Below are 15,254 nucleotides of genomic sequence, written 5' to 3'. Positions count from 1 at the left end.
TGAGAAAAATTTTATACATGATAATATTAGTAATTGACAGCCTTTATATGATAATTGCAATTGTAACCTTCCAGCTGAATCAATCTGCAAAGTGTAATTTTGAAAATTTCAAAGCAAGGTTTCTTTTGTCTGCTATATTTCTTAAATTTAATAGTTCGACAACTGAAAATATACAAATTATGATATTATATATTAAACGTTTATTGCCACTACTGATGTTAATTGCATTACTGGTAAAACATAATACAGGTAAAGCACAATTACTGGCACCAAATAAAGCCCTAACAGAAGAGTCCCAAAAAGCTCCTGAGGATTCGCTTGGGAGGAGAACACCACAGGGAACGGTGAATGGATTTATAAGAGCTATAGGTGAACAGAATTATCTTCGGGCCAGTCAATATTTTGTCCTTAGTAAACGTTCATACCGAAAAACCTCAGAAAGAATACGCATAGCAAAAACTTTCCAGCTGTTACTGGATCAGGGTGGTAATTTATCGCCTTCCTCCATTATCAGCAATAAGGAATCCGGACGCACAGACGATGATCTGGCTGCCGGCGAGGACCTTGTTGGAAATATTGCGACAGGAAAAACAGTGTTGCCCCTGTATGTAGAAAACCAGTCTGATGATAGTCAGCCCGCTTTATGGCTTTTCTCAGCTGAAACAGTAGAATCAATACTTTCTGCTGACATCAGGGTTGAAAAATCTTTTTTGGACAGAATATTACCTCCTGCATTAATCGAACGAAAATTTGGAAATGTACCAATAGGCCATTGGGCGGTAGTGGTCATTATGACTGTAGTGTCATATCTGCTCTCCAGAATGCTTATTTATCTGTTAATCTTTATGCTACAAAAATTGTGGAAAAAATCGGCTACTGAGAAGGGGGCAGCAATTATCGAAGCCTTTTCATTGCCTGTAAACATGTATCTCACAGTAATTTTATTTGTAGCTTTTACTCAGCGTATGGGAATTTCAATAGTGGTTCGACAGCGATTCAGCATCATACTGATCACGATCGGAATTACGGCTTTTCTTATATTGCTGTGGAGAATAACCGACTTTGTGAGTATGTTTACTCGCAGCAGGATGACGCGCAGAGGACGAATATCTGCGGTATCTGCGGTATTATTTCTGAGTCGTACGACAAAAGCGGCAATTGTTTGTATAGGTATAATTGCGCTGCTCGGCGTTATTGGTGTAGATGTAACAGCAGGGCTTGCAGCATTAGGAATTGGGGGAATCGCATTGGCTTTGGGAGCACAAAAAACAATAGAAAATTTTGTAGGAAGCGTGAGTCTTATTGCTGATCAGCCTTTAAGGGTAGGGGATTATTGCAGAATTGATGATATCAAAGGCACTGTCGAATCTATCGGTATGCGTTCTACGACACTGCGCACCGCAGCCAGAACTATTGTGACGATTCCCAACGGACAACTTTCTGCAAGCAAAATAGAAAACTTTGCCCATCGCGACCGTTATATTTTTAATCCTGTATTTAATTTCAGAATGGAAACTACACCCGATCAGATGCGTTACCTGCTGGTAGAACTTAGGTCTTTATTGTATGCTCATCCGGCAGTTCTCAATTCACCTCCTATGGTACGTTTTACAGGTATTACAGCGGATGCCTTAAAGGTCGAAGTGACAGCCTATATAGAAGCTTTCACATTTGAGATATCTCAGGAAGTACAAGAGGATATTTTGCTTCGTATGATGGATATCATTGAAAATAGCGGAACATCTTTAGCTTACCCTTCACAGACACTTTATATGGCGAGAGACAGCAAAATGTCGGAAGAGAAAGCCTTAAAAGTTGCAGAAACCGTTAAAAAATGGAAAGATAATAACGAACTTCAGCTCCCTAAATTTGATCCTAAACGTGTTGATGAATTAAAAGACAGTATTCAGTATCCCGGAGAAGGCAGCTACAAGGTTCCCGAGTAAAAAAACTATCAGGCAATATGAATTACCTGATAGCAGCTAATTAACCAAACAAACTTGATTTTTGAATCTGTTTTTGGACTCTTAACCTGAATTTTTATTTATCAAGAGGCTCGTAAAATTCTGCTTCAACGATTGGCAATTCGCCATTTTGTTTATCTCCCGATTTTAATCCGGCCTGATCAACCTTTCCTGTAATTTCGACAAGGTTTATCTCGCTGCTGTTTTTGGATGCACCGGCCAGTTCAATTCTGACCTTTTTACCTTTTGCGGGCTTAAATTCCAGTGTTACGTATCCTAAACTGGTTGGTGTTGTACCATTGAATACTTCTTTATTATCTACGTAAATTTTAATTGGATATTTTTTGCTTCTCCATCCTGCCAGTTTCAGTACTGACTGACTGATTAAGGCTTCACGTTCCAGTTCAAATTCAATCATCGGACTTCCATCTTTGCTGTTAGACCATTGGGTCAGCTCATTATCATCATAGCTTTTTCCAGCGTCAGCCTGGTTAGAAGCTGTTTTAGCATCAATTATTGCAATTGGCGTTCGGGTTTTCTTAAAAGAAGGTGTGTTTGGAGTTGCTCCTCTTTTAGTGTAAGATGGCAAGTTATGATCGGGCATAACTGTCGTCAGTTTTCCATGCTCTGCAGCAATCGTTTTAATCACCAGATTACCCGTTTTAAGATTTTCAGAAGTAGCTTTTATTTTAATTTCTCCTTTTTTGTCGCTGGCTCTTACCATGATTCGGTTTACCCCACATTCAACAGGAAGGCTTTTCGAACCGATGTAATTATCAGGTCCCTGAGCGATTCCGCCAATAAATGTACCTTGTCCCTCAACATCAAAATTGATTCTATTTAAAGCTGTCGGACAGCGGTTTCCTTTTTCATCCACAACTTCAACTTCAACAATCACGATATCACTTCCGTCAGCTAATGTACCTCCCGGTCTTTGAATAGGAGTTAGTTTAACAGCAGCAGGTTTCCCGGCGGTTTTAATTTCTGTTTCACAGATTTTTTTGCCTGCGCTGTCGTATCCAATTGCCCTAATAGTTCCCGGCTCAAATTTTACATTTTCAAAGCTGAATAAAAACTGGTCTGACTGAACACCTTTTCCTAAACTTTTGTTATTCACAAACAATTCTACTGTTTCAGCAGATGATACAACCGAAACTTTTTTTGTAACAGGGCTGTCGTAGTTCCAGTGACCAATAATATGCGCAGCAGGATTTTCGACATCTACCCATCCGTTCCACATCACCTTATGGGCAAAAAAGCCATCTTTTGGAAGCCTTATCGGATCAACTTCACCGCTTCTTCTGTAGTTTTCGGCACCTCTGAAATGTGTATTACTGTCTGAAAAAATAATATTGACACCGCCCGAACTTACCCTTGTTCCTGTTCCCGGACGCTCACGATAGTAATCATACCAACGCGCTACGTTTTCTATGGCATGAGCATCCTGATTGTGATTATAGGCGCTGGCATCTGCTACTTTTGTTCCGTTAACATTAGTATGAGATGTTCCACCTGTTCCTTCTTTATGAAAAGGCGGGGTATATTCATCCCAATATTTACGAAGGCCTTCATCACGACTGTATTCTGTAGCCCAGAAAGGGAGTCTTGCACTTTTGTTGATATAGAGCATTTCGCCGCCATATTCTGCAATTTTGCTGTCCAGCATTTCACGGCTTCCTATTGCCCGTCCTCCATAAGGGTCGTATTTATCCCTAATAGCTTTCATCTCTGCCATATGTTCTTCAGAGATGCTTTCATTTCCACATTCGTAGAACAGAATACTTGGATTATTTCGATTATAAATAATGGCATCACGCATTAACTCGGTACGCTGTTCCCATCTTCTTCCGGTAACATCTTTTTCTGAATCCCCAGCCGGCATTGCCTGAATCAGACCAACTCTGTCGCAGGATTCCACATCCTGTTTCCATGGTGTAATATGCATCCAGCGTACCAGATTACCGCTGCTTTCTATCATCTGGCTGTTGCTGTAATCGCTCATCCAGGCAGGAACCGACATTCCCAATGACGGCCATTCGTTACTCGTTCGCTGTGCATAACCGTGCATCATAATGACACGATCGTTAAGCCAGATCATGCCTTTTTCGAATTTTGTTTTGCGAAATCCGGTGCGAATAGTGGTTTGGTCTGTGACTTTATTGTTTACAATCAGTTCACTTTTGACATTGTATAAATAACCATAACCCCAGCTCCAGAAATTGAGGTCGTTCACGATTTTCGAGGCTATGAGTTCTTTTGTTTCATTAGGAGCTATTTTAGAATTTTCTCCTGAAAAAACAGAAATAACTTTTCCTTCCATGTCTGTAATGCTAATTTGTAGTTGTGCATTCACAGCTGAATTCTGTTCATTTTTAACTTGTGACGAAACATTAATCAATGCTTCCATTTTCGCAATATCGATATCAGAGGCATATACGTAAGTTCCTGTTGTGCCAAGGCCAGAGAACAGAGGCAGGGTCTGATACACATTTGATTTTATATGCAGATAAACATTTTTGGGAATTCCGCCATAGTTAGCATTAAAGTTTTTGTCATTCCACTGAAATCCTGATTGTGTTGCTTTTTCCTTGTATTTCCAGTCATTATCGGTTTTAACGGCAATGACATTTTCCTGAGGAAAGGGCTTTATCAAAGAGGTAATATCGAAACCAAAGGCCATAGCACCATTTTCATGCCTGCCAACAAACTCCCCATTTACATAAATTTCTCCCATCTGTCTTACACCTTCAAATTCGATAAAAACTTTTTGATTTTTTGATTTTGCCGGAAGCTGGAATGTTTTTCGGTACCAGGCTATACCTGTAGATAATCTTGTAATATCTACTTTAAATGCCTCTGACTGATTCCAGGCGTAAGGGAGATTTACTTTTGACCAGTTTTTATCATTATAAGTTGTATTTTTTGCCTGATCATCATCACCTGCAAAAAGCCTCCAGTCATAATTGAAATTGTATTTAATTCCGTTGGGAGTGGGGTTTTGTTTTTGGGCAAATGTAAAGTTTGCAAACAAAAGCAATAAAGTTAAAACAGGGTAAAAAAACTTTCTATTCATTTTGGTTTCTTAAATAAGTTAGTAATCTTTCAAAGCTTCTGCTAAAACCTGTTAGAAGCATTATCAAATTTAGTTTTAATGTGTATTTCTCTGCTATCAAAGATTGTCAATTTTTATCATATTCTGCCATGTCCGTTATGATATTTATGTCAAAGGTTAAAAATATAATGATGATATGATACAGATCGAAATTTTAAGATAATATTATAAATTTCATTTAATCAGCATTTGTGGCTAAATAATGTATGACTATTGTATTCTAGTCCTAATTTTAATAAAATTAATTTTAATTATTACATTTCAAATAAGTATAGATAAAAACTATTTACTTTGACTTATATATCTTGAATTTAAGAGTGTATTTTAAAAAAGGAATGTTCTGAGTTCTTCTAAGTGTTATTTTTTTTTAATAACGCTCTAATTTGATTTTTTGTATTTTTAAATAAGCAAACTATAAATTATTAAGCAAATTAAATTTTTTTAAAAAAGGTACATCAAAAAATTTATGGATAATAATTCGGGTAGCCTTAACTTTTTATGAAAAAAAACAGCTCCAAAGTTTTAGCAATAGATATTTCTCAACTGAAAGCTATTACATAATTTTGTACCGCATGAAGTAATTAGCATCTTACTGTTATCCTATGAGAAATACATTTTCTGCCTGCAGCCAAATTGGAATAGTATCCACTTTCTCTGAACTTGTGAATACCGATTTTACCGGAGAAATAAATGCGCTGTGCTGGTACAGAAATTTAGATGGTGATTTTAACGAGATTGTGACCCGCCTATGCCTAAAAGAAAATATAACAGAAGTTTATCCAGAAGATTTAATAGCCCTCCAACTATCTGACAAAGGCAATATTGCACGGGAAATAATCTTAAATGATTTACAGTTATTAACAGATTTTGGAGCTTCGCCTTCTCTTAATTTACTGAAGTGTTATGAGCGTGATGATGAATTTGATTTCATATCTACTGATGTGTATTCGTTTCATGTAGATCGTTCACCTGTTGGGACTGATACTTTCTTATGCACCTATGACGGAGTAGCAAGCGATATTGTTTCTAATTCGCAGGCAGTGCAGAAAATTTTAATCCCGGAAATACGAACAAAATTAAAAGAACTCCACAATGGGCCAGAGGATGAATTTGAAAACTTTTTGAAGGAGAATTATTTTGATTTGCATTATCAGGCAAATGAAGATGCTAAACCTATAAATTTAGGCTTGATGCATCTGTGGCGTCTGGCTGTCGATCACCCAAAACAAAAAGTGCTGCCTTGCATCCACAGAGCGCCAATAGAAAATGAAGGCGAATATCGGTTGTTGTTGATTTGTTAAGTGAAATTATTTATGTCTTTTTTTACTTAATATGCTTTACTATTTCAGTTAGTTTCTATTGGACAAATTGATAAAGCTTTCATCCGTAATCTGGTTTAAATTAATCAGCTGGAGATCAGAAAGAAAGATCAATGACATCATCACTTTGGTTTTATATTCATTTTCAGCAGAAAGCAAATCACTTGAATCATCAACTTTCCTGATAACAGGGTAAAGAATGGTGCATAGCTCTTCAAAAGGAAGTGGTCTCTCCTGATTTTCAGAAAGACAGCGGTATATTTTTGCAGTCATACGTAATGAAGTAGAAATCATAATGTTAGTTTTGTATTATATACGATATATATATTATTAAGGTTTTAAAACTGTTAAAGTATAGTTTAGTTATAGTCCTTTAAATTTTAATCCCAAGTATTCTTATTAAAAACACAGCTTCCTCGCTCTCCGAAATCTATGATTCTTTGGGAGCAAATTTTTATTCAGTTTAAAACTGTTTTATTTTTCTTTCCAGAAATCGTGTAATCTTCACTAATAGAATTTGCTGAGTGGAATTAAATGTGGTATTTGGCAACAGACAAATTGATCCGGTTTTATTTATTTAAAATTTTGATTTATAAATAATTACCGGAATTTGCTTTTCGTACCCTGTTAAATAGCGATATGTCCACCTTCTTGAAGTTTTGTTTTTTTAGCTTTGATTTAACATGAAAAGTACTTGCTTAGATTCTCACTCACGAGAATAACTTTTTTAACTATCTAACCAAACCAAAAAAATGAAAAAAAAATTTTTACTATTAACGCTTTTAGCTTTATGTACCATACAGCTGAAAGCACAAAACTACGATATCGTAGTCGCCAAGGATGGTTCTGGAAATTACACCACTGTTCAGGCAGCAGTGAATGCGGCTCCCTCAAATAGTTCATCCCGAACTGAAATTTATATTAAAAATGGCACTTATTATGAAGTAATCACCGTTCCTTCAAATAAAACGAACCTGACATTCATAGGACAAAGTTCAACCGGCACTGTTTTGACCTATAATAATTATGCTTCTAAAATTAATCCGGCTACAGGAGCTGCTTATGGAACTTCAAATTCAGCCAGTGCCTTCATAAACGGGACAGGATTTTACGCATTAAACCTTACATTCGCAAATTCATCCGGACCTGTCGGACAGGCTGTAGCGGTTCGTTGTACAGCTGATAAAGCTGTTTTTAAGAACTGTCGCTTTTTAGGAAATCAGGATACTTATTATCCTCACAGCGGAAGATCTTATCATGAAAACTGTTATTTCGAAGGCACTACAGACTTTATTTTTGGAGGAGCTATTGCTTATTTTCAAAACTGCCAGCTTTACACAAAAGGCGGAAGTTCTTTAACTGCGGCAAATACAGCGTCGCATCTGGCGTACGGATTTGTATTCAATAACTGCCAGATTACAGGTTCAGGAAGTAATATTACTGATCTGGGGCGTCCATGGGGAGGGTATGCATCTGTTACTTTTATGAATACAAGTATGACCAATGCTATTAAGGCAGCAGGATGGAATGACTGGGGTAACGCTGCAAATCAGGCTACAGCACGTTTTGCCGAATATAATAACTCCGGAGCAGGGAATGTACCTGCATCAAGAGTTTCATGGGCAAAAAAACTGAATGCTGCTCAGGCGGCTTCTTATACAAAACTAAATGTTTTAAAAGCAAATAATGCGAATCCACAGGTTACTGACAATTGGAATCCCGATACAATTATTAATTCTGTTGCAACTGGCGGAACTGCTTTTCAGACCATCCAGGCCGAAAATTACAATAGTCACTCCGGGGTTCAGACTGAAGCCAGTTCTGAGGGTACTGATAATGTAGGTTATATCAATAACGGGGATTGGATTATGTTTGAAGATATGGACTTTGGTTCTTCAGGAGCAGGCAGTTTTCTGGCAAGAGCTTCAACAGCAGGAGCAGGAGGTACTGTTTCAATCCGGTTAGGAGGAACATCAGGCACCCTTATTGGAACTTGTAATATTACACCAACGGGTGGTTGGCAGACCTACACAAATTTTACATGTCCGGTAAATCAGGTTTCAGGAATACACGATGTCTATCTTGTTTTTGAAGGTGGAAGCGGCTATTTGTATAATCTAAATTATCTAAGTTTTTCAGCGCCTCAGGCTGCAGCTAAATTAATAAAACACGGAGCCGGAGGATCCAGTCAGACTGTAGCAACAAATACGTCTATTACTGGTTTTTATTACAACTGGGAAAATGCCGCCACGGTAACTGTATCAGGATTGCCTTCTGGTATCACAGCTGCTATAAACAATTCAGCTAAAAGTGTAACGTTTAGCGGAAAACCAACTGTTAGTGGTACTTTTAATTACACAATTACAACGGTAGGGGGTAGTCCAAACACAACAAAATCAGCAACTTTTACGGTAACGGCATCCACTCAAAAAGTTGCAGTGGCTCAGGCAAATAATTCACCTGCATTTCCAGGCGCAGAAGGTTTTGGACGTTACACCAGTGGAGGTCGTGGAGGAAGAGTAATTTATGTTACAAATCTGAATGATTCTGGTGCAGGAAGTTTAAGGGAGGCTGTCACGGCAACTGGGGCCAGAACAGTAATGTTCAAGGTATCCGGAATCATAGCGCTTAATTCAGATTTAAGAATTAATAACGGAGATATAACTATCGCCGGTCAGAGCGCTCCGGGTGATGGAATCTGTCTGAAAAATTATTCCGTAAATGTAAACGCTGACAATGTCATCATCCGTTATGTTCGTTTTCGTATGGGCGACCAGGCACAGCATGAAGGCGATGCTATTGGAGCCAGAAATCATAAAAACATTATTATTGACCACTGCTCTATGAGCTGGAGTACAGACGAATGTGCTTCTTTTTACGACAATGAAAATGGTGTATGATGTCCGAAAGTTTGCGCGTGTCTGTTCACGATAAGGGAACTCATGGGTATGGCGGAATTTGGGGCGGAAAAAAAGCCTCGTTTCATCACAATATGTTAGCGCATCATGATAGCCGAAATGCACGTTTTTGCGGAAGCAGATACTCAGCACTTCCTAATCTTGAGATGGTTGATTTCAGAAATAATGTTATTTACAACTGGGGCGGAAACAGTGCTTATGCTGCTGAAGGAGGTTCATATAACCTTACTAATAATTACTACAAGGCTGGTCCGGCAACAGGTTCAGGAGTAAATGACCGAATTATTTCTCCAAGTCCTGATAATGGAGCGAACTCGCAACCCGCAGGTGTGTGGGGCAGCTTTTATGTTAATGGAAATTTTACTACAGCAAATTCATCAACTTCCGGTAACAACTGGAATGGAGTTGATCCTAATCCATCTTCAAAAAACAAAGCGGAGCTTCGTGTTAATACAGAATATAATTTTGGTGATATGACCACGCATTCTGCAGCAAATGCTTACAACAGAGTATTAGCGTATGTAGGAGCAAGCCTAAAGCGTGATGCAGTAGATACAAGAATAGTATCTGAAGCTACAAACGGAACTTTTACTTACAACGGTTCAAACGGAAGTTCTAAAGGTCTGATAGACACGCAATCTGATGTTGGCGGATGGCCGGCCTACAATTCAACAACAGCTCCTGCGGATACAGATATGGATGGAATGCCGGATAACTGGGAAAGTGCTAATGGTTTAAATAGCAACAATATTTCAGACGGAGCATTGTACACACTGAATTCTGTATATACTAATTTAGAAGTTTATATCAATGGATTAGTGGCTGCGATAACTGCTAATCAAAATCTAAATGGAACTGCCAACTATACAGATCCTGATTCTGGTACTTCAAATACTGAAATTTCAATCAATGAAAACGAAACGGGTTTCTGTTCTGTTGAAGGCACAATAGACAGTAATAACGCCGGATTTCAGGGTGCTGGTTTTGCAAATTCAAATAATGCAGTTGGTGCAGGAATTGAATGGTCTGTAAATACTTCTTCAGGAAATTATATACTTCGATGGAGATATTCGAATGGAGGAACTACTCCGAGAAGTGCTAATGTAATCGTTGATGGCGTTACAGTCGCTACTCCGGCATTTAATGCCACAGCCAATTGGACTACCTGGGCAGAAAATTCCAGTTCGTTAGTTACAATACCACTTTCTGCAGGTACTCATAACATCAGACTGGAGGCTACTACATCATCAGGGCTGGCTAATATCGATAAGATAGAAATAGAAGGACTTAATGTAACTGCAGTTAGTTGTGGCAATACCTCCAAAAATACTGCCGCTGACAGTACACTTGATGTTGTTGCTGGCGAAGTAAAGCCTGAAATTAAAATATATCCTGTGCCTTTTAAAAATGAATTTTATATCGATCTTGGTACTGCATCAAAGGCGAAACAAATTTTAATATTCAATATGCTTGGACAGCAAATCCATGCAATAAACGAAATTACTGATACAATTGCAAAAGTGAATATTATTGCACCCGCAGGTAGCTATGCAGTGAAAATATTTACGAATAATGGAGTTGTAAATAAAATTATTATCAAAGAATAAGTTTAAAAAGCAAGTACTTTTAATGTAAAACCCTATTAGAAATGCACAATTTCTGATAGGGTTCTTACTTTTAAAGTTTTAAATGTAAGGTTTGTGATATATTGAAGCTATAGTACTAAAACAATTATTTTTCTGTATTACTATCATAAGCTCGTAACAATATTTACCATTTTTCTACTGTGTTTAAAGTCATTTGTGTCAAAATAATCATTATTAAGATAGTGAATCAGTAGTAAATCAGTTTCTAAACAAATACTATTTTAAATCATAAGATGAATAATTAGAGTTTAACTTAATTCTTCACGCAGAACTACATATTTTTGTAACTTTAAATATCAGGGAATTTACAAAGAGATTAAGTATGATAAATATTTCAACACTTTTCAGTCTTCATGAAGGGGAAGATAATAAGGAAAAAACGCTGGAAAGCGTAAAAAAAAATATAGATTTTAAGGGCGCCAATATATGGATTTTGGCCTGTGCAATAATTGTTGCTTCAATTGGGCTTAACGTCAATTCAACTGCAGTAATTATTGGCGCAATGCTTATTTCTCCTTTAATGGGACCTATAGTGGGTGCAGGTTTTGCTCTGGGTATTTATGATTTTTCACTTCTTAAAAAATCACTTAAAAATTTATTGAACGCAACGCTTGTAAGTCTTTTATTTTCTACAGTTTATTTTTATCTAAGTCCTTTCAAAGATGTTCAGTCAGAGCTTTTGGCAAGAACTTCCCCAAATATTTATGATATTCTGATTGCTTTTTTTGGCGGGCTTGTAGGTGTCATTGCGGTAACAAGGACAGAGAAAGGAAATCCTATTCCGGGGGTTGCAATAGCCACAGCACTGATGCCTCCCTTATGTACGGCAGGATACGGAATTGCAACACTGCAATGGACGTTTTTTTTAGGAGCTTTCTATTTGTATTGTATCAATTGTGTATTCATTGGAATTTCTACTTTTCTTATTGTAAAATACCTTAAATATCCTGCCAAGCAGGAAGTGAATAAAGAACAACAGCGAAAGGTAAAAATTATTATTACATTACTCATAACGGTTATGATTCTGCCAAGCAGTTATTTGGCTTATACACTTTATGAGAAACAACAGTTCAGAAAAAATGTTGATCTTTTTATAGAAAAAGAATTCACGTCTAAAGGATATACGATGATATATAAAAAAACTGACTTTAACCCAAAAACAAAAATGTTGGAACTTGCTTTCCTTTCTAAAAGATTTAACACATCAGAAAAGAATCATCTCAAACAAAAAATGAATGAAAATCAATATTTAAAAGGAACTAATTTAATCATAAAACAAGACAGTACCGATCGATTCAATGCTTTAAAAGGGGATATCCTCAACCAGATTAAAAACGGCGAAAATGAAATGAATACAAGAGATTTAAAGATTATTCATTTAGAAAAAGAACTCGCAAAATACAAACAGGACAATATTAAATTTTTAAAAGAGACAAGAATATTGTTTCCTGAGGTTTCTTCCTTATCGATTTCAGAACAAAAGTTAGCTGTAAAAAATGACTCCTTAATCGATGTTACTTCGGTTATTTATGATTCTGAACCTGAAATAAGTAAAAAAGATAAAGAAAAATTTAAAAATTGGCTTAACCAGAGATTAGCTGTAAAAAATGTTATTCTTTTTAGAAAACAAGATTAAGCGTACTTTTAACAATTGCAGTTTCTTTGAATACATAGACTATTTGTTAAATTAAATTCCTGCTGATTTCACAATAACTGTTTATTAGCAGAATTTATCAGCGTTTCACATGTGTGCTGCATTGGTTTATTGCCTATAGCTTCAGCATTACATCGACCTGCATGGATGGAGGAGACAAGGTATCTGAAATATTGACCCTGCTTTTAATACCGATCTGTCTGCTGGATTAAGGAAATGGCACTGGTCAGAGGATAGCTCTAAGCATTTTTTTTTGCCAAAGCAACGGCTGCAGTCGCATTTTATCTTATGTCTTTTCAGATATTTATAATCTACTTTTTCGTTTCGGTTTGAAAATTCAAAATACAAGAGTGGAAAAAGGGAACTGCCCTTTATTATTGGTTTACCCAGCCATTGTTCGGGGTAACTGATTTTTTTAAGTCTTTTATTGAAGTCCTTCTCAGCAGTCCAAGTAATTATAACACTGCTTAACTGGTCGGTACTCGTCATTGAATTGTTAATTGCTTTTAATATCTTTACAATGGATGCCGGAAGAAAGAAAAAGATGGTTTTCATAGGCATTCTTTTTCACTTTTTCATCGCAATTTTTATGGGCATAATCAGCTTTTCATTTGTAATGAGTTCTGCCTTATTATTATTAATTTCTAATACCGTTAATTATGAGTACAGAAATATTAATCTTCCTACTCTTGTTTTTTATTTCAGTGGTTTATTATTTCTTTCAGCCAAAAAAAATAAATATGTTTTACGGCTATAGAAGCAGTAAATCCATGAAGAATCTTTCCAACTGGCAATATTCTAACAGACTTGCTGCCATAGTTTTATTTAGGATGTCATTATTCAATGGCATACTTTTTTTTATCATTTCACTTGTATATGAAAGCCTTAACAAAAATATCTTCGGGATTTTTCTAATCGTCCAATTTGTTGTTATGTTTTTTTACATAGAAAAAAGATTGGAGAGTATGAAAAGAAATTGTAGATTGTTTTGTTAAGAATTGTGAACCGTATACAAAGCCTTTTAAGTCGTATGCTTTTTAAGGTTTTTTTGTGGTTTGTTATGTCGGTGGATAAATCAATCTATAGCCTTTACAGAACGACAATTATTAATATCAGATAAGAGAATAGTGGAACAAGCCATTTTTTTTGTTTCAGTGGAACAACAATCATATAACTTTTAATTACCGGTCTATCTTAAATTACTTTGAGAATAGAAGTACAAATACTTCTGCTGAATCTTTTAATGCAAAAATAAAAGCGTTTAGATCTCAATTTAGAGGAGTAAGGAAAATTGATTTCTTTTGTTCAGATTATCCAATCTTTTTGCCTAATCCCCAACTTTTGAACTTGATCCTTAACTTAATTGGATTTACAAACCATTCACATTATGAGTTAAAGTGGGTTAAATTATGTGAAAAAGTATAAAAAAAACGCTAAAACTGATGTTTTAACGTTTTTTTAAGAGTGACCTCGACTGGATTCAAACCAGTAACCTTCTGAGCCGTAATCAGATGCGCTATTCAGTTGCGCCACGAGGCCTTTTTTGTTTTCAACAAGCTAATTTTTTGTAGCTTCGTTGATTGCTGTTAGCGGGTGCAAATATAGGGATAAATGTGAGATGTACAAGCAAAAAATAACATAAAAATAAAAAAAAATGAACTCAGGAAATTATATACATGATATTCAGGGCTTTCCTGAAGAAGGAATTTTATTTAAAGATATTACATCACCGCTAAATATCCTATGGAAAGAGAATATTGTCTCCAAATTTTACTAAATTCTCTAAACGCTCAATGAATTTATTGGGAAAACAAGGTTTTTTCTTCTGAATTAGCTGATCGATTGAAGGCAGGTTCTCTTACTTGTTAGGAAACCTAAAAAACCTCCTTTTAAAACTATTAGTAAAATGAATCAGAAGGTGAAATTGTTCAGTTTGATTTTTTGGCAGAACATTCATTTCTAAACGGAAGAGAGAAAATAAAAGATCTTTCCGAATTGCCGCGATTCACTATCAAAATCAAAAAATATTTATTATGGGCTTACTTGTTTGATACCTAATCTGGATTTTAGCTTTAAAAACAATAAGGCTATTTTATAAGCATCATCTGCGGATGAGTTTCTGTCGCTTTTTGGAATTTTAAATATTTCGCATAAATCATCCAAAGAAAACTGCTTGTCATTAATATCATGTAATTTTCGATACATAACATCAATATCCAGTGCTTCATTTTTTAATCTTCCGCAATCAAGTCTTTCTAATGCAGCATTTATCATTTCAATGTCAAAATTAACATGATGACCAACCAAAACTGCATTTCCAAGATAATCGATAAAAGCCTGCAGAGCTTCATTTTCGTGAAGCTTTTTCATTTTACTGTCGATTATAAATTCATTTGAAAGGCCATTGTCATGCAAATATTTATATTGCAGTAAAACCGCTTCGAAATTATCCTGGATTACGATACTGTCATCCATAACAGCAAAAGACCCCAAAGATAAAATAACATCTTTTAAGGGATTAAGTCCTGAAGTTTCGGTTGATACGACTACAAATCTATTAGGCTTAGTTTCGAATTTACTAATGTAGTTTTTCCAAAAGTCAGGATAGTCTTTATTAATGTTTTTCAGCCAGTCCAGCATA

At 36.1% G+C, this 15,254-nt stretch carries 11 protein-coding genes and 1 tRNA gene; 8 read left to right on the top strand and 4 right to left on the bottom strand.

What is annotated here, in order from left to right:
- Nucleotides 1–179 precede the first annotated feature (179 nt).
- Nucleotides 180–1,946, top strand: coding sequence for a mechanosensitive ion channel family protein (locus GXM17_RS01460; protein WP_163397508.1), 1,767 nt, complete (start codon nt 180–182; stop codon nt 1,944–1,946).
- A 94-nt stretch (nt 1,947–2,040) separates the two neighbouring features.
- Here the strand turns inward: GXM17_RS01460 and GXM17_RS01455 are convergent, their stop codons facing one another.
- Complete coding sequence (locus GXM17_RS01455; RefSeq protein WP_163397507.1) at nt 2,041–5,037, bottom strand: DUF4982 domain-containing protein; 2,997 nt, start codon at nt 5,035–5,037, stop codon at nt 2,041–2,043.
- A gap of 641 nt (nt 5,038–5,678) precedes the next feature.
- Here GXM17_RS01455 and GXM17_RS01450 point away from each other — a divergent pair.
- On the top strand, nt 5,679–6,377 hold the full coding sequence (locus GXM17_RS01450; RefSeq protein ID WP_163397506.1) for a DUF1826 domain-containing protein: 699 nt from the start codon (nt 5,679–5,681) through the stop codon (nt 6,375–6,377).
- Nucleotides 6,378–6,425: 48 nt separating this feature from the next.
- Here GXM17_RS01450 and GXM17_RS01445 read toward each other — a convergent pair whose 3' ends face one another.
- Nucleotides 6,426–6,689, bottom strand: a complete 264-nt coding sequence (locus tag GXM17_RS01445) for a hypothetical protein (protein ID WP_163397505.1) — start codon at nt 6,687–6,689, stop codon at nt 6,426–6,428.
- 458 nt (nt 6,690–7,147) lie between these two features.
- Between GXM17_RS01445 and GXM17_RS01440 the strand changes: the two genes are divergently transcribed.
- The 5 genes from GXM17_RS01440 (at nt 7,148) to GXM17_RS21980 (ending at nt 14,038) form a co-directional block, all read left to right on the top strand.
- A complete protein-coding gene (locus GXM17_RS01440; RefSeq protein WP_163397504.1) occupies nt 7,148–9,295 on the top strand; it encodes a pectinesterase family protein in 2,148 nt (715 codons plus the stop codon).
- A complete protein-coding gene (locus GXM17_RS01435) occupies nt 9,292–10,920 on the top strand; it encodes a T9SS type A sorting domain-containing protein (protein ID WP_163397503.1) in 1,629 nt (542 codons plus the stop codon). The genes GXM17_RS01440 and GXM17_RS01435 overlap by 4 nt, the downstream gene beginning before the upstream one ends.
- A gap of 361 nt (nt 10,921–11,281) precedes the next feature.
- Nucleotides 11,282–12,595: a TIGR00341 family protein gene (locus GXM17_RS01430; protein ID WP_163397502.1), complete on the top strand. Its 1,314-nt coding sequence runs from the start codon at nt 11,282–11,284 to the stop codon at nt 12,593–12,595.
- Between the two features lie 677 nt (nt 12,596–13,272).
- On the top strand, nt 13,273–13,608 hold the full coding sequence (locus GXM17_RS21985; protein WP_163397501.1) for an SdpI family protein: 336 nt from the start codon (nt 13,273–13,275) through the stop codon (nt 13,606–13,608).
- Nucleotides 13,609–13,759: 151 nt separating this feature from the next.
- Nucleotides 13,760–14,038 carry a transposase gene (locus GXM17_RS21980; RefSeq protein ID WP_244307308.1) on the top strand — a complete coding sequence of 93 codons (279 nt, stop codon included), beginning with the start codon at nt 13,760–13,762 and terminating at the stop codon, nt 14,036–14,038.
- A gap of 40 nt (nt 14,039–14,078) precedes the next feature.
- Here the strand turns inward: GXM17_RS21980 and GXM17_RS01415 are convergent.
- Nucleotides 14,079–14,152, bottom strand: a tRNA-Arg gene (locus GXM17_RS01415).
- Between the two features lie 115 nt (nt 14,153–14,267).
- Here GXM17_RS01415 and GXM17_RS21975 point away from each other — a divergent pair.
- Entirely contained in the window at nt 14,268–14,390 is a 123-nt protein-coding gene (locus tag GXM17_RS21975; RefSeq protein WP_280115291.1) for a hypothetical protein, read from the top strand.
- A 254-nt stretch (nt 14,391–14,644) separates the two neighbouring features.
- Here the strand turns inward: GXM17_RS21975 and GXM17_RS01405 are convergent, their stop codons facing one another.
- A complete protein-coding gene (locus GXM17_RS01405) occupies nt 14,645–15,253 on the bottom strand; it encodes a 3'-5' exonuclease (protein WP_163397500.1) in 609 nt (202 codons plus the stop codon).
- Between the last annotated feature and the right edge of the window lies 1 nt (nt 15,254).

The organism is Flavobacterium fluviatile, from assembly GCF_010645065.1.
Lineage (GTDB): Bacteria > Bacteroidota > Bacteroidia > Flavobacteriales > Flavobacteriaceae > Flavobacterium > Flavobacterium fluviatile.
Note: the sequence above shows the minus strand (reverse complement) of the source record. Positions and strands in the feature narration are given on the sequence as shown.

Bases quoted from the DNA above. Each gene is read 5' to 3' on its own strand.
- GXM17_RS21975 (WP_280115291.1), top strand. From the start codon at position 14,268: ATGAACTCAGGAAATTATATACATGATATTCAGGGCTTTCCTGAAGAA.
- GXM17_RS01445 (WP_163397505.1), bottom strand. From the start codon at position 6,689: ATGATTTCTACTTCATTACGTATGACTGCAAAAATATACCGCTGTCTT.
- GXM17_RS21985 (WP_163397501.1), top strand. From the start codon at position 13,273: ATGAGTACAGAAATATTAATCTTCCTACTCTTGTTTTTTATTTCAGTG.
- GXM17_RS01455 (WP_163397507.1), bottom strand. From the start codon at position 5,037: ATGAATAGAAAGTTTTTTTACCCTGTTTTAACTTTATTGCTTTTGTTT.
- GXM17_RS01450 (WP_163397506.1), top strand. From the start codon at position 5,679: ATGAGAAATACATTTTCTGCCTGCAGCCAAATTGGAATAGTATCCACT.
- GXM17_RS01435 (WP_163397503.1), top strand. From the start codon at position 9,292: ATGATGTCCGAAAGTTTGCGCGTGTCTGTTCACGATAAGGGAACTCAT.
- GXM17_RS01430 (WP_163397502.1), top strand. From the start codon at position 11,282: ATGATAAATATTTCAACACTTTTCAGTCTTCATGAAGGGGAAGATAAT.
- GXM17_RS01460 (WP_163397508.1), top strand. From the start codon at position 180: ATGATATTATATATTAAACGTTTATTGCCACTACTGATGTTAATTGCA.
- GXM17_RS01440 (WP_163397504.1), top strand. From the start codon at position 7,148: ATGAAAAAAAAATTTTTACTATTAACGCTTTTAGCTTTATGTACCATA.
- GXM17_RS01405 (WP_163397500.1), bottom strand. From the start codon at position 15,253: ATGCTGGACTGGCTGAAAAACATTAATAAAGACTATCCTGACTTTTGG.